The organism is Corynebacterium imitans (assembly GCF_000739455.1).
Classification (GTDB): Bacteria; Actinomycetota; Actinomycetes; order Mycobacteriales; family Mycobacteriaceae; genus Corynebacterium; species Corynebacterium imitans.
The window spans coordinates 1,910,966-1,928,148 of record NZ_CP009211.1; the positions used below are offsets into that span (position 1 = coordinate 1,910,966).

General features: G+C 66.9%; 15 protein-coding genes. 12 read left to right on the forward strand and 3 right to left on the reverse strand.

The annotated features are described in order from the left end of the window. The first annotated feature begins 5 nt into the window (after positions 1 to 5). The 10 genes from treS (at position 6) to CIMIT_RS08975 (ending at position 11,664) form a co-directional block, all read left to right on the forward strand. On the forward strand, positions 6 to 1,727 hold the full coding sequence (gene treS / locus CIMIT_RS08930; protein ID WP_038591925.1) for a maltose alpha-D-glucosyltransferase: 1,722 nt from the start codon (positions 6 to 8) through the stop codon (positions 1,725 to 1,727). A gap of 7 nt (positions 1,728 to 1,734) precedes the next feature. Next, positions 1,735 to 2,820: a trehalose synthase gene (locus CIMIT_RS08935; protein WP_038591928.1), complete on the forward strand. Its 1,086-nt coding sequence runs from the start codon at positions 1,735 to 1,737 to the stop codon at positions 2,818 to 2,820. A gap of 189 nt (positions 2,821 to 3,009) precedes the next feature. Further along, entirely contained in the window at positions 3,010 to 4,395 is a 1,386-nt protein-coding gene (gene brnQ / locus CIMIT_RS08940) for a branched-chain amino acid transport system II carrier protein (protein WP_038591931.1), read from the forward strand. A gap of 9 nt (positions 4,396 to 4,404) precedes the next feature. Next, complete coding sequence (locus CIMIT_RS08945; RefSeq protein ID WP_038591934.1) at positions 4,405 to 5,391, forward strand: LLM class flavin-dependent oxidoreductase; 987 nt, start codon at positions 4,405 to 4,407, stop codon at positions 5,389 to 5,391. Between the two features lie 8 nt (positions 5,392 to 5,399). Further along, positions 5,400 to 6,155: a GntR family transcriptional regulator gene (locus tag CIMIT_RS08950; RefSeq protein WP_038591937.1), complete on the forward strand. Its 756-nt coding sequence runs from the start codon at positions 5,400 to 5,402 to the stop codon at positions 6,153 to 6,155. Between the two features lie 32 nt (positions 6,156 to 6,187). Beyond that, positions 6,188 to 7,648, forward strand: a complete 1,461-nt coding sequence (locus tag CIMIT_RS08955) for an ABC transporter substrate-binding protein (RefSeq protein ID WP_038591941.1) — start codon at positions 6,188 to 6,190, stop codon at positions 7,646 to 7,648. Positions 7,649 to 7,650: 2 nt separating this feature from the next. After that, on the forward strand, positions 7,651 to 8,586 hold the full coding sequence (locus tag CIMIT_RS08960) for an ABC transporter permease (protein ID WP_038591944.1): 936 nt from the start codon (positions 7,651 to 7,653) through the stop codon (positions 8,584 to 8,586). Further along, positions 8,583 to 9,368 (forward strand): ABC transporter permease, encoded by a 786-nt coding sequence (locus CIMIT_RS08965; RefSeq protein WP_051904915.1) that lies wholly within the window; start codon positions 8,583 to 8,585, stop codon positions 9,366 to 9,368. The genes CIMIT_RS08960 and CIMIT_RS08965 overlap by 4 nt, the downstream gene beginning before the upstream one ends. Further along, complete coding sequence (locus CIMIT_RS08970; protein ID WP_038591948.1) at positions 9,365 to 10,738, forward strand: ATP-binding cassette domain-containing protein; 1,374 nt, start codon at positions 9,365 to 9,367, stop codon at positions 10,736 to 10,738. Before CIMIT_RS08965 ends, CIMIT_RS08970 begins: the two co-directional genes overlap by 4 nt. A 2-nt stretch (positions 10,739 to 10,740) precedes the next feature. Then, positions 10,741 to 11,664 carry a ribokinase gene (locus CIMIT_RS08975; RefSeq protein WP_038591953.1) on the forward strand — a complete coding sequence of 308 codons (924 nt, stop codon included), beginning with the start codon at positions 10,741 to 10,743 and terminating at the stop codon, positions 11,662 to 11,664. On the opposite strand, the gene CIMIT_RS12825 is transcribed toward CIMIT_RS08975, so the two are convergent. After that, positions 11,642 to 11,779, reverse strand: coding sequence for a hypothetical protein (locus CIMIT_RS12825; RefSeq protein WP_169713231.1), 138 nt, complete (start codon positions 11,777 to 11,779; stop codon positions 11,642 to 11,644). The two genes, CIMIT_RS08975 and CIMIT_RS12825, sit on opposite strands and share 23 nt — an antisense overlap. A gap of 23 nt (positions 11,780 to 11,802) precedes the next feature. Beyond that, entirely contained in the window at positions 11,803 to 13,014 is a 1,212-nt protein-coding gene (locus tag CIMIT_RS08980; protein ID WP_038591958.1) for an alpha/beta fold hydrolase, read from the reverse strand. 25 nt (positions 13,015 to 13,039) lie between these two features. Here CIMIT_RS08980 and CIMIT_RS12180 point away from each other — a divergent pair, with 25 nt between their 5' ends. Then, entirely contained in the window at positions 13,040 to 14,575 is a 1,536-nt protein-coding gene (locus CIMIT_RS12180; protein WP_051904916.1) for an aldose epimerase family protein, read from the forward strand. Beyond that, entirely contained in the window at positions 14,572 to 15,267 is a 696-nt protein-coding gene (locus CIMIT_RS08990) for a CPBP family intramembrane glutamic endopeptidase (RefSeq protein ID WP_038591964.1), read from the forward strand. The genes CIMIT_RS12180 and CIMIT_RS08990 overlap by 4 nt, the downstream gene beginning before the upstream one ends. Here the strand turns inward: CIMIT_RS08990 and lepA are convergent. Further along, positions 15,251 to 17,107, reverse strand: coding sequence for a translation elongation factor 4 (lepA, locus tag CIMIT_RS08995; RefSeq protein ID WP_038591969.1), 1,857 nt, complete (start codon positions 17,105 to 17,107; stop codon positions 15,251 to 15,253). The two genes, CIMIT_RS08990 and lepA, sit on opposite strands and share 17 nt — an antisense overlap. Positions 17,108 to 17,183: the final 76 nt, after the last annotated feature.

The window sequence follows — 17,183 nt, forward strand, 5'->3', positions numbered from 1 at the left end:
AGGACATGGAGCAGACACCACAGGCCTCAGATTTCTTGCCCCCCGCGCCCCCGGAGCAGCCCTGGGAGCGGCCCGAGCCCGAGTGGTACAAGGACGCGGTGTTTTACGAAGTCCTCGTCCGCGCCTTCTACGATCCGGACGACACCGGCTCGGGCACGCTGAAAGGCCTGGAGGAAAAGCTCGACTACCTGCAATGGTTGGGCGTGGATTGCCTGTGGCTGCCGCCGTTTTATGATTCGCCGCTGCGCGACGGCGGCTACGACATCCGCGACTTCCGCAAGGTGCTGCCGGAGTTCGGCACGGTGGAGGACTTCATCTCCCTGATCGACTCCGCGCACAAGCGCGGCATCCGCATCATCACCGATTTCCCCATCAACCACACCTCGGACACGCACGCCTGGTTCCAGGCCTCCCGGCAGGACCCGGACGGCGCTTACGGCGACTACTACGTGTGGAGCGACGACGACACGAAGTACGACGGCACCCGCATCATCTTCATCGACACCGAGGAGTCCAACTGGACGTGGGACCCGGTGCGCAAGCAGTACTACTGGCACCGCTTCTTCTCGCATCAGCCGGATCTGAACTACGACAACCCGGCGGTGCAGGAAGAAATCCTGGACATCATCCGCTTCTGGCTGGACCTGGGCATGGACGGCATCCGCCTCGACGCCATCCCCTACCTCTTCGAGCGCGAGGGCACCAGCTCCGAGAACCTGCAAGAAACCCACGGCTTCATCAAGCGCGTGCGCACACTTTTCGACGAGGAGTACCCCGGCCGCTTCCTGCTCGCCGAAGCCAACCAGATGCCCGATGAGGTCGTGGCCTACTTCGGCGACGGCGGCCCCGACGGGGTCGGCGACGAGTGCCAGATGGCGTTCCACTTCCCCGTCATGCCGCGCATCTTCATGGGGATTCACCAGGAATCCGCCCAGCCGATCATCGACATCTTGCGCGAGACCCCGGCGATCCCCGCGACCGCCCAGTGGGGCATCTTCCTGCGCAACCACGACGAGCTCACCTTGGAGATGGTCTCGGAGGAAGAGCGCGACTACATGTACAAGCACTACGCCTACGACCCGCGCATGCGCGCCAATGTGGGCATCCGCCGCCGGCTCGCGCCGCTGCTGGGCGGCCACCGCGACCGCTTGGAGCTCGCCCACGCCCTGCTGTTGAGCCTGCCGGGTTCGCCGTTTTTGTACTACGGCGACGAGATCGGCATGGGCGACAACATCTGGCTGCCCGACCGCGACGGCGTGCGCACCCCGATGCAGTGGTCCAACGACCGCAACGGCGGCTTTTCCAAGGCGGAGCCGGAGCGCCTCTACCTGCCGCCGGTGCGCAACGACCAGTACGGCTTCCACATCATCAACGTGGAATCGCAAATGAACCGCGAGAACTCGCTGCTGCAGTGGGTGCGCAAGCAGGTGCACATCCGCAAGCAGTACAAGGCGTTCGGCCGCGGCTCCTACATTGAGGTCGAGCACGGCAACGAGCAGGTGCTGGCGTTCATCCGCGAGTACGACGCGGGCGCGGGAGGCGTCGAGCGCATCCTGTGCGTGCACAACATGAGCTCGCGCCCGCAGGCCGTGGAGATGCAGCTCGGCCACTACGCGGGCATTACCCCGCGCGAGCTGTCCGGCGGCCTCGAATTCCCGACCATCGGCGAGCTGCCGTGGCTGGTCACCCTGGCCCCGCACGGCTTCTTCTGGTTCGACATCTCTTAGGAGCACCATGTTTGATATTGCCTCGCAGCGCTTTTACGGCGCGAAGTCCGAACCCGTCGACGCCATCAAAGTCGTCGCCTCCCGCCCCGTCGAAGACGCGCAGTGGCAGCTTCTCGACGTCACGCATGGCACCACGACCGACACCTACCAAGTGTTGCTCAACGCTGACTTGAGCACCGACGTGCTGCACACCGACGCCGGCGCTACCGCCTACCTCGCGGCGCTGCCGCAGCTAGGCGAGGTCCACGGCGAGCTGTATTGCGGCCCCACCACCGCCTTGGGCGCGGAGCAGTCCAACACCTCGCTCGTGGTCGGCGACACCATCGTGAAGGTCTTCCGCCGGCTCGAGGACGGACTCAACCCGGACGTCGAATTGCTGAGCCGGATCGGCGCGTGCCCGAATGTCGCCGCCGTCAACGCGTACGTCACCCGCGGCGAGCAAACGCTGGCGATGCAGCAGGAGCTGATTTCTGGCGGCGTGGACGGCTTCGACCTGGCCACCGGCGGCGGGCTCGGCGCTGACGCGACGCGCGCGCTCGGCGAAGCGATGCGCACCGTCCACGACGCGCTGGCCGATGAGTTCGGCGTTGCGGACGTCGAGGCTGCAGGGATTGCGCAGCGCCTTGCCGCCAACCTGGAGGACTACGTGCGCCGCGCGCCGGTGCTCGCGGACCTCGCGCCGCGCATCCGCAAGCTCTACGCGGCGCTCGACGCTCCCGGTCTGACGCCAGTGCAGCGCGTCCACGGCGACCTACACCTCGGCCAGACGCTGAAAACGCCCGAGCGCTGGTACCTCATCGACTTCGAGGGCGAGCCCGCGCGCCCGCTCGCGCAGCGCCGCCGCCCCGACCACCGGCTGCGCGACGTCGCCGGCATGGTCCGCTCGCTCGGCTACGCGCGTGCGGTCGGCGGCTTCGACGCTGACTGGGAAGAGGCGCGCACCGCGGAGTTGCTCGCCGGCTACGGCACGGACGACGACGCGCTCCTCGCGGCCTACATCGTAGACAAGGCCGCCTACGAGGTGGTCTACGAGGCGAACAACCGGCCCGACTGGGTCGATATCCCACTGCGTGCGATCAGGCAGCTGGTCTAGAGCGGGGGTAGGCGTTCCGCGCGCGGGTACTGTGCGCGCGGACTGGGTGTGAGCTGGGGGTTTGTGGGGGTGGGGAGCGTGGCGTCGAGAAGCGAAAGCCCGAAAGTTTCCCACTAGGCGGGAAACGTTTCCAAAAAATGGAATCTTCAGGGTACGCTTAAGCAACCTGATACTTACAAGGAGGTTTCAATGAGCTCCACAGCAACGCCCACCGCCAGCGGCGGGCACACCAAAACAATCGTCATCACGGCGCTCGCCCTGTTTTCCATGTTCTTCGGCGCGGGCAACCTGATTTTCCCGCCGATGCTCGCGGTGCAAGCCGGCGATAACTTCTGGCCCGCCATCCTGGGCTTTTTGGGCACCGGCGCGCTTTTGCCGGTCCTCGCCGTGATCGCGATTGCGCTGTCCGGCGCAAACGTCCGCGACCTTGCGCAGCGCGCCGGCTCCGTCTTCGGCGTGGTCTTCCCCGTGCTGGCATACCTCTCCATCGGTGCCTTTTACGCCCTGCCGCGTACCGGCGCAGTCTCGATGGAAACCGCGATTACCCCGCTGTTCGGCTGGGAGGGCCTGTTCGCCTCCGGTGCGTTTAACGTCGTCTTCTTCGGCGTGGCGCTCGCGCTGGCGTGGAACCCCACGCAGATTATGGAGACGCTGGGCAAGTTCCTCGTGCCCGCCCTGGTCATCCTGCTGATCATCATGATCACCGTGGCCGCCTTCCAGTGGACCGCCGCGCCTTCCGCCCCTGCCGAGGCCTACGCCGACGGCCCGTTCACCGCGGGCCTGCTCGAGGGCTACCTGACAATGGACTCGATCGCGGCACTCGCGTTTTCCATCGTGGTGATCTCCACCCTGCAGTTCAAGGGCTTTAGCGAAGGCAAGCAGACCGTCCGCGGCACCATCTGGGCCGGCGTCGGCGCAGGTATCATGCTCGGCGCAATCTACCTCGGCCTGGGCACGATTGGCCGCGTCATCCCGAACCCGGGCCAGTACGACAACGGTGCCGCGCTGCTTGCCGACGCCTCCAACCTGACCATGGGCACCGCAGGCCAAATCATCTTCGCCCTGATCGTGCTGCTCGCCTGCCTGACCACCGCCGTCGGCCTGATCACCGCGACCGCGGAGTACTTCTCTTCCCAGTTCCCGGGTTCCTACGCCACCTGGGCCATCATCTTCACCATCACCTCCGCACTGATTGCGACCCAGGGCCTCGAGTTCGTCATGTCGATTGCCGCACCGGTGATCGGCTTCCTCTACCCGCCGGCCATCGCGCTGATCTTCGTCACCCTGATCGAGCCCGCCTTTGCCAAGCGCACCCGCTTTACCTGGGCGTTCTTCCTGCCGATCTGGGTCGCCGTGATCTACTCCGCCATCGAGACCTTCATCGGCCTGGGCTGGGCTGCCGACGCGCTGTCGCCGCTGATCACCTGGCTGCCGCTGCAGGCCGACGGGCTGGGCTGGGTCGTCCCCGTCGCCGTAACCTTCGTCATCGGCATCGCCATCGACTTGGCTAACCCCAAGACCCCGATGGCGATCGGCACCCACGAAACAATCGACGGAGAGGTCGTCACCGCGTAGTGTGGGGGCATGCATACCCCGCTGTCGCTCATTGATTTTTGTACCCGATACCCCGACGAAACCGTTAGCGAATCACTCCAACGTTCCGTGGAGTTTGCGCAGAAGGCGGAATCGTTGGGGTATTCGCGTATCTGGTACGCAGAGCACCACAACATGAGCTCCATCGTCTCCTCCTCCCCAGCCGTGCTCATCGCGCACATCGGTGCGAAGACGAATACGATTCGCCTCGGCTCCGGCGGCGTGATGCTACCCAACCACGCACCCTACGTCGTCGCAGAGCAGTTCGGCATGCTTGAAGAGCTCTACCCCGGACGCATCGATCTCGGCCTGGGGCGTGCCCCCGGCACCGACCAGCAGACCCTCGGCCGCGCGCTGCGCCGTGACCCACGCGCCGCAGAAAACTTCCCGCAGGACGTATTGGAACTCCAAGCATGGCTGTCCAACGAGTCGCCACTGCCCGGCGTCACCGCAATGCCCGGCTTTAACACCAACGTGCCGCTGATCATCCTCGGCTCGTCGATGTTCGGTGCCTCCCTCGCCGCCAAGCTCGGCATGCCCTACGCCTTCGCGTCGCACTTCGCCCCGCAGCACTTAGAGCAGGCCACCGCGTACTACCGCGAAAACTACGAGCCTTCCGAGCGCTACCCCGAGCCCTACTGCGTCGCAGCCGTCAACGTCACCGCCGCGGAAACGGAAGAGGACGCCGAGCGTCAAACTGCGCTGGTGCACCGCAATCGCGTACGCGCCATGCTGGGCAGGAGGGGCCAGGTGCTCAATGACGAACAACTTGACGCCGTGGTCGACTCCTTCCAGGGCCGCCAGATTATTGACATGCTCCGCTACACCGCCAAGGGCACCGGCGAGCAGGTCCGCGAATACCTCGAGTGGTTCCAAGGCCACGCCGGCGCCGACGAGCTGATGATCTCGCTACAAGCCCCCAGCCACGAGGAGGTCCTGGCTTCCATGGACATCCTGTCCGAGCACTGGGACGCCTAGGCGCGCCGGTGCACCCACTTCGGCCGCCGCAACAGCACGAGGAGATTGCGGCGTACCTGCGTGATGAAATCTTCGCCGGGCGCATCCCCGCCGGCGAGCCGTTGCCCTCGGAGGCGGACCTGTGTAAGCAGTTCAACTCCTCCCGCGGGCCGGTACGCCAAGCCTTGTCGACGCTGCGCGCCGAGGGGCTGATCTCCGCAGGGCGGGGGCGACGCTCCCTCGTACTGTCAAACACGCGCACCGAGTCCTTCGAGGAGATCCTGTCGAACACGGCCTGGATCACCAACATGGGCAAAGCTCCCGGCCAGGTGCTCGAGTTTTTCGGCCGCGCCCCGCTGCCGGAACCCGCCGCGGATGCGCTGCGCGTCGCCCGTGATACGCAGGCGGTACTCGTCCGCCGCACCCGCACCGCGGACGGGGCGCCGCTCCTGTGCGAGTCGCTCTACTTCCATCCCAGCCTCGAGGAGGAGCTTGCCACGCTCGACCCGGCGCGGGATTCCATTCACCGCCACCTGAGCACCTGCGGCATCAGCTGCAACAACTTGTCCCGCCGCCTCAACGTTCGCGCCGCTACCGCGGCGCAGGCCGAAGCGCTTCGCATCGCCGCAGGTACACCGGTCATTCAGGTGCAGATGACGGTGTTTGACCACGCGGGCCAGCCCGTGGAATTCGCGGTGCAGACCTACCGCGCCGACACGCTGACCATCGGGCTGCACAACGTGCGGGGGCACGCGTCCCCCCTCTGGTTCGAAATCGATTCGTAACCCCAGCTAAGCGACAATTACACTGTGCATCCATGGCGAAACCCATGGACACTCGGCGGCGCATCGCGAGCACGGTGCTCGCCGCCTCCGGCGCGCTGTTCGGCGCGAGCGCGTGCGCGACCGATGACGGCGTACCCGCGCGCGACAGCGTGGTGGTGGCGACCCAGGCCGCGCCGGCGAGCCTAGATTTTACTTCCACTGGCGGCGCCGCGGTGCCGCAGGCGATGATGAGCAACGTCTACGAGACGCTCGTGCGCATCGACGACACCGGCACGCCGCAACCCTTCCTGGCAGAAAGCTGGGAGGAGAGCGCTGACGGCACTACCTACACCTTCCACCTGCGCGAGGACGTCACGTTTTCCGACGGCACCCCGTTTACCGCCGGCACGGCCGCGTTTTCCATCGACTACGTCAAGAATCATTGGACGAACGGGCTGAAGAAGCAGATGGACGCGGTCGAAGAGGCGCACGCGCTCGATTCGCACACGCTGGTGGTTACGCTTGCGGCACCCGACCCGGATTGGCTGTGGTCCATGGGCACGCTCACCGGCGCCATGATGGCCCCGGCGAGCATCGACCGGCTTGCCACCGACCCGCTCGGCACCGGCCCCTACCGCGTGTCCAGCTTCCGCGTCGGCGAGTCCATCGCCTTTCACGCCCGCCCCGACTACTGGGGTGGGCCCGTGAAAAGCGATGCAGCGATCCGCTATTTCGACGACTCCACCGCCGCCGTGAACGCGTTGCGCACCGGCGACGCCGACGTCGTCTGGGCGATGCAGGCCCCGCAGCTCCTCGATGCGTTGCCGGAAGACATCACCGTCGACATTGGTACCACCAACGGCGAGGTCTTGTTCTCCATGAACAACAACCGCGCCCCCTTCGACGATCCCGACGTGCGCCGCGCCGCCGCCTACGCCATCGACCGCGACGCGATCAACGCGGTCGTCTACAACGGACTGGCCACCGACACCGGCGGCGCGCCCGTCCCGCCGACCGACCCCTGGTACACCGGCGAGAACTTCTACCCCTTCGACCCCGACCGCGCACGCGCCCTGCTTGCCGGCCGCACTCCGGAAGTCACCATCACCGTGCCGAACCTCGCCTACGCGCAGACCGCCAGCGAGCTGATCTACTCCCAGCTTGCCGACGTCGGCTTCCGCGTCCGGCTTGAAACCGTCGAATTCCCCGCAGTCTGGCTCAACGACGTCCTCAACGGGCACGACTACCAGGCCTCGCTCGTCGCCCACGTGGAGCCGCGCGACTTGGGCATGCTCTTTGGCAACCCCGACTACTACTTGGGCTACGACTCCGCCGCCGTGCGCGCCGCGCTTGCCGACGGCGACCGCGAAGCCGCCGTGAAAACCATCATGGCTGATGCCGGCGCACTCACCCTGGCGAATGCGCCTAACGTGGTGCTCTACGCACCCGGCGTGGGTGGGCTGAACCCGAACGTGGTCACCGACGCACTCGAACTACGCAGGGTGGAGAAGTAGCCATGCCAACCACTTTTGCCGCGCGCGTCGGCCGCGCCCTTGCCCGCTTTGCGCTCCTGCTCGCCGCCGCCAGCCTCATCATCTTCCTGCTGCTGCGCGCGGTGCCCGGCGACCCAGCGCGCGTCGCGCTCGGCGTTGCCGCCACCGAGGACGACGTGGCCGAGCTCGCCCGCCAGCTTGGCACCGACCGCCCGCTTGTCACCCAATACTTCAGCTGGGTCACCGGAATGCTCACCGGCGACTTCGGGCTCTCCATGGCCAGCGGCACCCCGCTTGGGCCCCAACTCGCGGAGCGCGCGGGCGTCTCGCTTACGCTCACGCTTACCGCGATGGCCGTCTCCGTGTGCATCGCGGTCCCGCTGGGCGTGTACTTGGCGCGCCGCCGCGGCCACGCCGACGCCGCAATCGTCGACGGGCTGACCCAGGTCGGCATCGTCGTTCCCTCGTTTTTAGTCGGTATCCTTGCCGTCGCGCTGTTTTCGGTGCGGCTCGGTTGGCTGCCCGCCAACGGCTGGGGCACGCCCGCGCACGCAGTGCTGCCGGTGGTGGCGCTCACGTTGGTGCAGGCGTCGATTCTCACCCGGTACGTGCGCGCCGCGATTGCCGAGGAGTTGGAGAAAGACTATGTGCGTACGGCGAGGGCGAGCGGAGCGTCGATAAGCACTGCCCTTGCGCGCCACGCGCTGCGCAACGCCGCCTTACCCGTGCTTACCGTGACCGGCGTGCAGCTTTCCGCGCTGATCGTGGGGGCGGTGGTCATCGAGCGGGTTTTTGCGATTCCCGGGCTCGGGAGCATGCTTCTCGACGCCGTCGGCAACCGCGACCTCACCCAAGTCCAATCCGTCATGATGTGCATCGTCGCGTTCACCCTTCTGGTGAACCTGGCGGTGGATGTCAGCTACGCCGCGATCGACCCGCGGACTCGGAGGCGCGCATGACACGCACCAACACCTCGCGAACGCTCGGCTGGGTGCTCATCGGCACCGCAGCGTTCGCCGCGCTGCTTTCACTTGTTTGGACCCCCTACGACCCACTGCACGCCGACCCCGCCGCGCACCTGGCGGGCCCGAGCTGGCAGCACTGGATGGGCACCGACGCGCTGGGGCGCGACATCACCTCGCGCATCATGCACGGCGCACGCTTCACGCTGTCTGTCGCCTGCGCCGCGGTTGCTTGCTCCGCGCTCATCGGCGTCCCGCTCGGCGTGCTCGCAGGCATGCGGCGTGGCACCGGGCACGCCGTGATGGCGGGCGCGGACCTGTTGCTCGCCTTCCCGGCGCTGTTGCTTGCGATCGTGTTCACGGCGGTGTTCGGCGCGTCGACGTGGGTGGTCATTGCCGCCGTCGGCATCGCCGGCATCCCCGGGTTCGTGCGCGTCGCGCGAGTCGGCACCATGCAGATCATGCATCAGGACTACATCCTCGCGGCGCGGATCAGCGGCGTACCCGCTTGGCGGATCGCCACGCGCCACGTGCTGCCCAACATCGCCCCTATTATTACAGTGCAAATTTCGACTGCGCTCGCACTGGCCATCCTCGCCGAAGCTGGCCTGTCCTTCCTCGGCCTGGGCACGCCCGCTCCGTACGCATCCTGGGGGCGGATGCTGCAAGCCTCCCAGCCGTACCTGGCCACCTCCCCGCACCTGGCGCTGTGGCCTGGCTGCGCCATCGCCCTGACTGTACTGGGCTTCAACCTTCTCGGCGATCGGAGGACACCGTGACCGCACCCGTCATTACGGTAGATTCGTTAACCGTCCCCGGCATTCTCCACGACGTCTCCTTCACCGTCGCACGCGGCGAACGCGTCGGCATCATCGGCGAATCCGGCTCCGGCAAATCCGTCACCGCCTTAAGCATCATGGGGCTCGCCGACGGACCCGGGCTGCCCGCTGCGCGCGGCTCGATCACCGTCGACGGCGTCCAGATGGTTGGCACGCGCGACCGCGTGCGCCGCTCCGTGCGCGGTAGCCGCGTCGCCATGGTCTTCCAGGAGCCGATGACCGCGCTCGACCCCCTGACCAAGGTTGGCCGCCTCGTGCCGCGCGACCTGCTGCGCCAGGTGGGCGTCGACAGGCCAGACGCATACCCGCACCAGCTCTCCGGCGGACAGCGCCAACGCGTGCTCATCGCGCTCGCGCTGTCGCAAGACCCCGACGTGCTCATCTGCGACGAACCCACCACCGCCTTAGATGTGACCACGCAGGCGCAGATCCTCGACCTGCTCGACCGGCTAGTCACCGAGCGCGGCATGGGACTGCTGTTTATCTCCCACGACCTCGCCGTGGTCCGCCGCATGACCGACCGCACGCTCGTCTTCCACCAAGGCCGCATCGTCGACGGCGACAGCGAGTACGCCCGCCAGCTCGAGGCCGCCGCGCGCCCAGGCCCGCCCGCGCCGGTGCCGCGCTCCACCGCCGCTGCGGCCTCAGTTGAATTGGCCGGCGTGTGCGTCGATCGCGGCGGCACGCGCGTGCTTTCCGACATCAACCTCACCGTCCACGAAGGCGAACGCCTCGCCATCGTCGGCGGCTCGGGTTCCGGCAAAACCACCCTGCTGCACGTCATCGCGGGACTTATCGCCCCGTCGGCGGGCGAAGTGCGCGCCGAGAAACAGCTGCAGATGGTGTTCCAGGACCCGTACTCCTCGCTCGACCCGCGGATGCGGGTGCGCGACTCCATCCGCGAAACCGGTGTCACCGCCGACGGCGCCGACGCGGTCCTCGACGCCGTCGGACTCGCCGGCGCCGGCGATCGCCTCCCCCGCGCGTTTTCTGGCGGGCAGCGCCAGCGCATCTCGATCGCGCGCGCCGCCGCCCCGCGCCCGCGCCTTTTGCTTGCCGACGAGCCCGTCTCCGCCCTCGACGCCACGATCCAGCACCAGGTGCTCGAGCTACTACGCGAGACCGTCGGCACGCATACGCTCATCTTTGTCACCCACGACCTGCAAGTCGCGCGCGAGCTGTGCCCGCGGTTGGCGGTGATGGAGCGCGGCCGCATCGTCGAGCACGGTGCTACCGAGGAGATCTGGGCCAACCCGCAGCACGAATACACGCAGGCGCTGCTGGAGGCGATCATTCCGTACGATGAGTAGGCATGAGCCACTCATCTGCAGACATCGTCGTTGTCGGCTCCATTAACGCCGACCTCACCGTCACCGTGCCGCGCCACCCCAACCCCGGCGAAACCCTCCTCGGCAACGGCGGCGGGCTCACCGCAGGCGGGAAGGGTGCCAACCAGGCTTGCGCGGCGGCGAAGCTGGGTGCCAGCATCGCGCTTGTCGGCGCGGTCGGCGACGACGCGAACGCGGGCCCCGCGACCTCCGTGCTGCGCGCGTCGGGCGTCGACTTAAGCAACGTCGAAGAAATCGAAGAAGTCACCGGTCTTGCCGTGATCACGGTGGCGGCCGACGGGGAGAACACGGTGCTCGTCGTGCCCGGCGCGAACGCGTGTGTTGACGCCGCCTTCGTCCGCGCCCACAGCACTCCCGTCGAGGCCGCGCAGCTCGTCCTTCTGCAAGGCGAGATCCCGGCCGACGGCTTCGCCGAAGCGGTCGCGCTCGCGGCTGGCCGCGTCGTGGTCAACCTCGCCCCCGTCGTCGACGTCCCGCGCGAAGCCCTGCTGCAGGCCGACCCGCTGCTGGCCAACGAGCACGAGGCCGGGCTGATCCTCGCCCAGCTCGGTGCCGACGACACCGGCGAGCCGGAGACGCTCGCGCAGCGCCTGCTGGACGTGGGTTTCCCGTCCGTGGTGCTCACCCTCGGCGCGGCCGGCGCCCTGGTCGCCGACGCCAACGGTCTGCGCCCCATCCCCACCCCGCGCGTGAACGCGGTCGACACCGTCGGCGCGGGCGACGCGTTCGCGGGCGCGCTGTGCCACCGGCTGGTCGAAGGCGACTCTTTGGACGAGGCCGCAGCCTTCGCCGCGCGCGTCGGCGCGTTCGCAGTGCAGCGCCCCGGCGCGCAGCCGTCTTATCCTTCGGCGGCGGACGAACTGCCTAGTTGTAAATCTGCGGAATAAGCGCCCAGCTGAGCACGTGTTCCTCGACGCGCTCGAAACCGCTGGTTAACAGTTCAAACTCGGCGGACTCGGCCTCGCTGAGTTGCGCTTCTTCGCGGGGAAACGGTCGTTGCATGCCCTGATCATAGCCCGCTTTCGCTACTGTGCGCCCGCCGCGCGCTCCAGCAGCTGACCCAGCACCGCGGCGCCGTGTTTGCGCAGGCCGTCGTGCTGGTAGCGCGCTGTCTCCCATGCGTCGACGCCGAGTGCGCGCGCCGTTTCCAGCGAGAGTTCGCGCGGCACATAGATGTCGTCGGTGTAGACAGCGGCAACGCGCTTCCCGCCGGCGGCGTCGTGCGCGGCCACCCCGTCGACAATGCCCGCGTACTGGTTGGGCCAGTCGTCTTTCAGCGCGAGCGCGTGCGCGGCGTCCTTGAACGGCCGCAGCGCGGGGTCTTCATCGAATTGGAAGCCGAAGATGTGCTCGCCGGTGAGGTAGAACTCGTCGTCGTCAGGCGTGGCGTCGGGGCCGAAACCGGCGATCGCGCGCGAGACCCGCTCGGCGGACCAATCGGTCGCGCCCGCCACCGTGCCGCCGTAGATGGATTCGTGGATGGCGGCGTAGAGCGGGTTGGCCGCGAAGCTGACGCGCTGGCCGACAGCGGCGAGAAAATCGGTGCGCAACCGACCGTTTGGGTGGAAGGGCGCTTCCAGCAGGTTCGCGAGCGAGGCGAAACCGCCTTCCTGCCCGAGTGCGATGCCGATGGTGCGGAAGCGGCGCGGGCTGAGCCGCTCGCCGGTGGGCAACGTCTCCTCGGTCGCGGCAAGGTGGCGGCAGACCTCGCGGATCATCCGCTCCGCCTCCGGGAAAGCCAAGTTGAACGCGCGGTGGCGGGTGCGCAGTTTGTCAAAGGTCGCCTCGTAGACCGCATCGGGGCCTTCGCTTATCGACGCCAACCCGCCCGTAAACACCGCCACCCCGATCCGCTCCGGCGCGACCGCAAGGTAGTGCAGCAGGCAGAAACCGCCGAAGGATTGGCCCAACACGTCCCAACGGGTGATGCCGAGTTCTTCGCGGATCGCTTCGGCGTCCTTGATGATCTCGGGCGCGCGCAGCTGCGCCAGCGTGTCGGCGGTGATGAGCTCCGGGGTTGCGGCGTCGATGCGCGTCGAGCGGCCGGTGCCACGCTGATCGAGCAGCACGACGCGGTAGCCGCGGCGCAGCGCCTCCTGTATCCACTCGAAGCGCTCGCGCGGCGCGGGCGATCCCGGTCCGCCCTGGAGGAACAGGAGCGCTGGCGCGTCCGGCTGCCCCAGCACGCGCGCGAAGATTTTCCACTGGTTTCTGGTGATTTCGACGGTTGACTCCATATGCCCGATCGTAGACACTATCCGGGTGATCACCGCCTACCATCGTCTCGCTCGCCTTGAACGCACCCGCCCGTACCGCTGGTGGCGCCCGGCCGTCGAGCTTGCAGTTGCCGGTCTGCTCTTCGTCGTGCTGCAGGCGGTGTGGGTGGTGCCTTTCTTACTGATCAACGGCGCAGAACAACCGGGCGGCATCGCCGAGGGCAACCCCACCTCCATGCTCTTCGGCTACGGGGCGATCGCGCTGACGATCCCGGCCGCGTTTGTCGCCGCTTGGGCGTCGGGACGCGACGTGCGCGCACTCTGGTCGATCGAGCGCAGGTTCCGGTGGCGCTTCTTCCTCCCCGCGCTCGCCGCGTTCGCCGCACCGAGTGTGCTCGCGCTCGCGGTAGGTGTGCTCGCATTCGGTGCCCCACCCGCACGCCTCGATGCGGTCTTTTTCTCCTGTGTTGCCATCACTGTGTTGTTGCTACCGCTGCAGTGCTTGGCCGAAGAACTCCTCTTCCGCGGCACTCTGGTGCAAAGCGTTGGCGCATGGGCGTCGTCCCCGTGGGTTGCGTATCTCGCGCCGGTGCCACTGTTCGTCTTCGGGCACACCGGCGGTGGTGGGCAGCTCGTCACCGTCTCTATCTTCGCGCTGTTGGCCGCGCTCCTCGTGCACCGCACCGGCGGGCTCGAGCTGGCACTGGCGCTGCACATTGTCAACAACGCGAACGTCTCCTACGCCAACTTCTCCGGCATCGCTGATCTGGATTCGCTGCGCGCGTTCCTCCCGGTCGCGGGTCTGCTCGGTGCTTTCGTGCTCGCTGTGCTCGCCAACGTCGTAGTGGGCACTAAGGTGGCCCCCATGCCCACGTACGACGCCCACCTGCGCCACCTACCCCACCCGACCGGAGACTTGCTGTTCCAATCAGCCGCCAGTCCCGCCCACGGGGGTGTGCCCGTCGTTGCGCCCTGGTTCGCGCAAACCCTCGGTCCGCAGATGCACGGCTGGGCCAACCAGCTGCCCTGGGTGCGCACCGCGCAGGGCAGCGGCACCACCACGGCCCAGCTGACCAACGACCACCTGCGCCTGACCTACACCGTGCGCACCGAACCCGAAATCTCGTTCGGCCTGCGCGTCGACAACCTCGACGACGTCCCGCGCCGCATTCAGCTTGCGCTGCACCCCTACTGGGCGGTCGACGCTGCCCACGCCCGCGTCACGGGGCTTGAGGGCGCGCCCTACCTTGACAAGGTCGCCGGCGTCACGCGCACGCTCGAGGCCCCCATCGTTTTCGGCGAGGAAGTCGACCGCGTGGTGCGAACTACCGCGCAGTGCTCGCTCAGCGACGCCCACCGCACCCTCACCTTCACCCCCCACGGCACCGACCACGTCGTAGTCTGGAACCCCGGCCCCGAAGTGTGCGCCCAGGACGAAAACCTCGGTGCCGACGACTGGGCGGGGTTCGTCTGCGTCGAACCGGCGCTGCTCGGCGAAAGCCGGGACGGCGTGGTGCTCGCGCCGGGTGAATCTGCGGAAATCGGTCTCGACGTACACGTCACCGCGCCGACGCAGCCATGACGCAGTTCCACAGCGCTGCCCCCGCCTCTGTGGCCGCGCGCGCTGGCGAGCTCGTATTACTCGTCATCTTCGCGACCATCTTTGGCGTGGCTGCCGCGTTCGGTCTCCAAGAGGCAGGAGCAGTTGAACCACGGTTCGAGCCGCTATGCATCCTCGCCGCGACCCTGCCCGCGGCCCCACTCGCGCGCGCATGCACCGGGAGGCACCCCGCCACACTCATCTCCGCTGAAAAGCGCATCCGCTGGGCGTGTGTTGGCCGCGCGCTCGCGGTGACGGTGTGTGTCTACGCCGTCGCGACCGTTGCCTCCCTTGAATCACCCATGCTCGGCTGGGGCGCGTTCGTCGCGCTCTGCGGCATCGTTGCGCTGCAGACTGCTGCAGAGGAACTCGTCTTCCGGGCTGCGCTGCCGCAAATCCTCGACGGCCTGTGCGCGCCGCTCGCCTACGGCCTCCCGGCGCTGGGCTTTGTCGCCCTGCACACTGGCGGCGCGGGCACGCTTGCCGACGTCGCCGTCTTCGCCGCCTGCGCCGCCTGGCTGACCTGGCGCACTCGCGGTATCGAGGCCGCGTGGGTGTTGCACCTGGTAGGCAACGTGTGGGTGCTCGCGGCGTCGATAAGCGAAGGGCCCTGGGGCACGGTGGCGACGGTTGTGGCGACCGCCTTGATCGGGGTGTTTAGCCCTCGTCGGTAGACAGCGCCGCGACGAACGCCTCCTGCGGCACGGTGACCGAACCGATCGCCTTCATGCGCTTCTTACCCGCTTTCTGCTTCTCCAGCAGCTTGCGCTTACGCGAAATGTCACCGCCGTAGCACTTCGACAGCACGTCCTTGCGCATCGCGCGGATGTTCTCGCGCGCAATAATCTTCGAGCCAATCGCTGCCTGCACCGGCACCTCGAACTGCTGACGCGGGATGAGCTCTTTCAGCTTCTTCGTCATCTTGTTGCCGTACCACTGCGCAGAATCCCGGTGCACAATCGCCGAGAACGCATCCACCGGATCGCCCTGCAGCAGAATATCCACCTTGACCAGGTTCGACTCCTGCCACCCAGCGTCCTCGTAGTTGAGCGAGGCATACCCCTTCGTGCGCGACTTGAGCATGTCGAAGAAGTCGAAGATGATCTCGCCAAGCGGAATGAGGTAGCGCAGCTCCACGCGGTCCTCGGACAGGTATTCCATGTTCTTCATCTGGCCGCGCTTGGACTGGCACAACTCCATCGTCGAGCCGACAAATTCCTGCGGCACGATGATCGTCATGTTCACCACCGGCTCAAACACCTGCTGCAGCTTGCCACCCGGCCAGTCAGACGGGTTGTGCACCATGTGCTCGGTGCCGTCCTCGGCGATCACGCGGTAGGTCACCGACGGCGCGGTCGAAATCAAGTCCAGGTCAAACTCGCGCTCGAGGCGGTCGCGGGTGATCTCCATGTGCAAAAGGCCCAAGAAACCGCAGCGGAAACCAAAGCCAAGCGCCACCGACGTCTCCGGCTCCCACGTCAGCGACGCGTCGTTGAGCTGCAACTTCTCCAAGCTCTCGCGCAACGCCGGGAAGTCCTCCTGGCTCACCGGGAACAAGCCCGAGTACACCATGGGCTTGACCTCTTCGAAACCGTCCAGCGGGTCATCGGCGCCCTTCTGCGCCCACGTCACGGTATCGCCCACGCGGGTCTCGCGCACGTCTTTGACGCCGGTGATCAGGTAGCCGACCTCGCCCGGGCCCAGGCCCTTCGCCTTCTTCATCGTCGGCGAGACCACGCCGATCTCCAAGATCTCGTGCTGCACGCCGGTGTTCATCATCTGCACGCGCTGGTTCGGCTCCAACTTGCCGTCCATCATGCGGATGTACGTGACCACGCCACGGTAGGTGTCGTAGACCGAGTCAAAAATCAGCGCACGCGCCGGTGCGTCCGCACCGTGCTCCGACGTCGGCGCCGGAATCAGCTCGACGACCTTGTCCAGCAGCTCCGGCACACCCTCGCCTGTCTTGCCGGAAACGCGCAGCACCTCCTCGGGCTCGCAGCCGATGATGTGGGCGATTTCGTTCGCGTACTTCTCCGGATCGGCCGCCGGCAAATCAATCTTGTTCAGCACCGGGACGATCTCCAGGTCGTTTTCCATGGCCATGTACAGATTGGCAAGGGTCTGTGCCTCGATCCCCTGCGCCGCGTCGACAAGCAAAATTGCCCCCTCGCAGGCGTCGAGCGAACGCGAGACCTCGTAGGAGAAGTCGACGTGACCCGGGGTGTCAATCATCTGCAGGACGATGTCCTGGCCGGCGAACTCGCCCGACGTCGGCGTCCACGGCAAGCGCACGTTCTGCGCCTTAATGGTGATGCCGCGCTCACGCTCGATATCCATATTGTCCAGGTACTGGTCGCGCATCTCACGCGCGGCGACCACGTTGGACAGCTGCAAAATGCGATCCGCGAGCGTGGATTTACCGTGGTCAATATGAGCGATAATGCAGAAGTTTCGAATCCGCGAGGGATCAGTAAACGTCTGTTCCGCAAAATTCTTCGTCGTGGCAGCCATAGTTCCACCATCCTACCGGGGCCAACCCACCCCCAACCACTTGTCCCACCCGCACCAAGCGCCTAAAGTGGCGAGC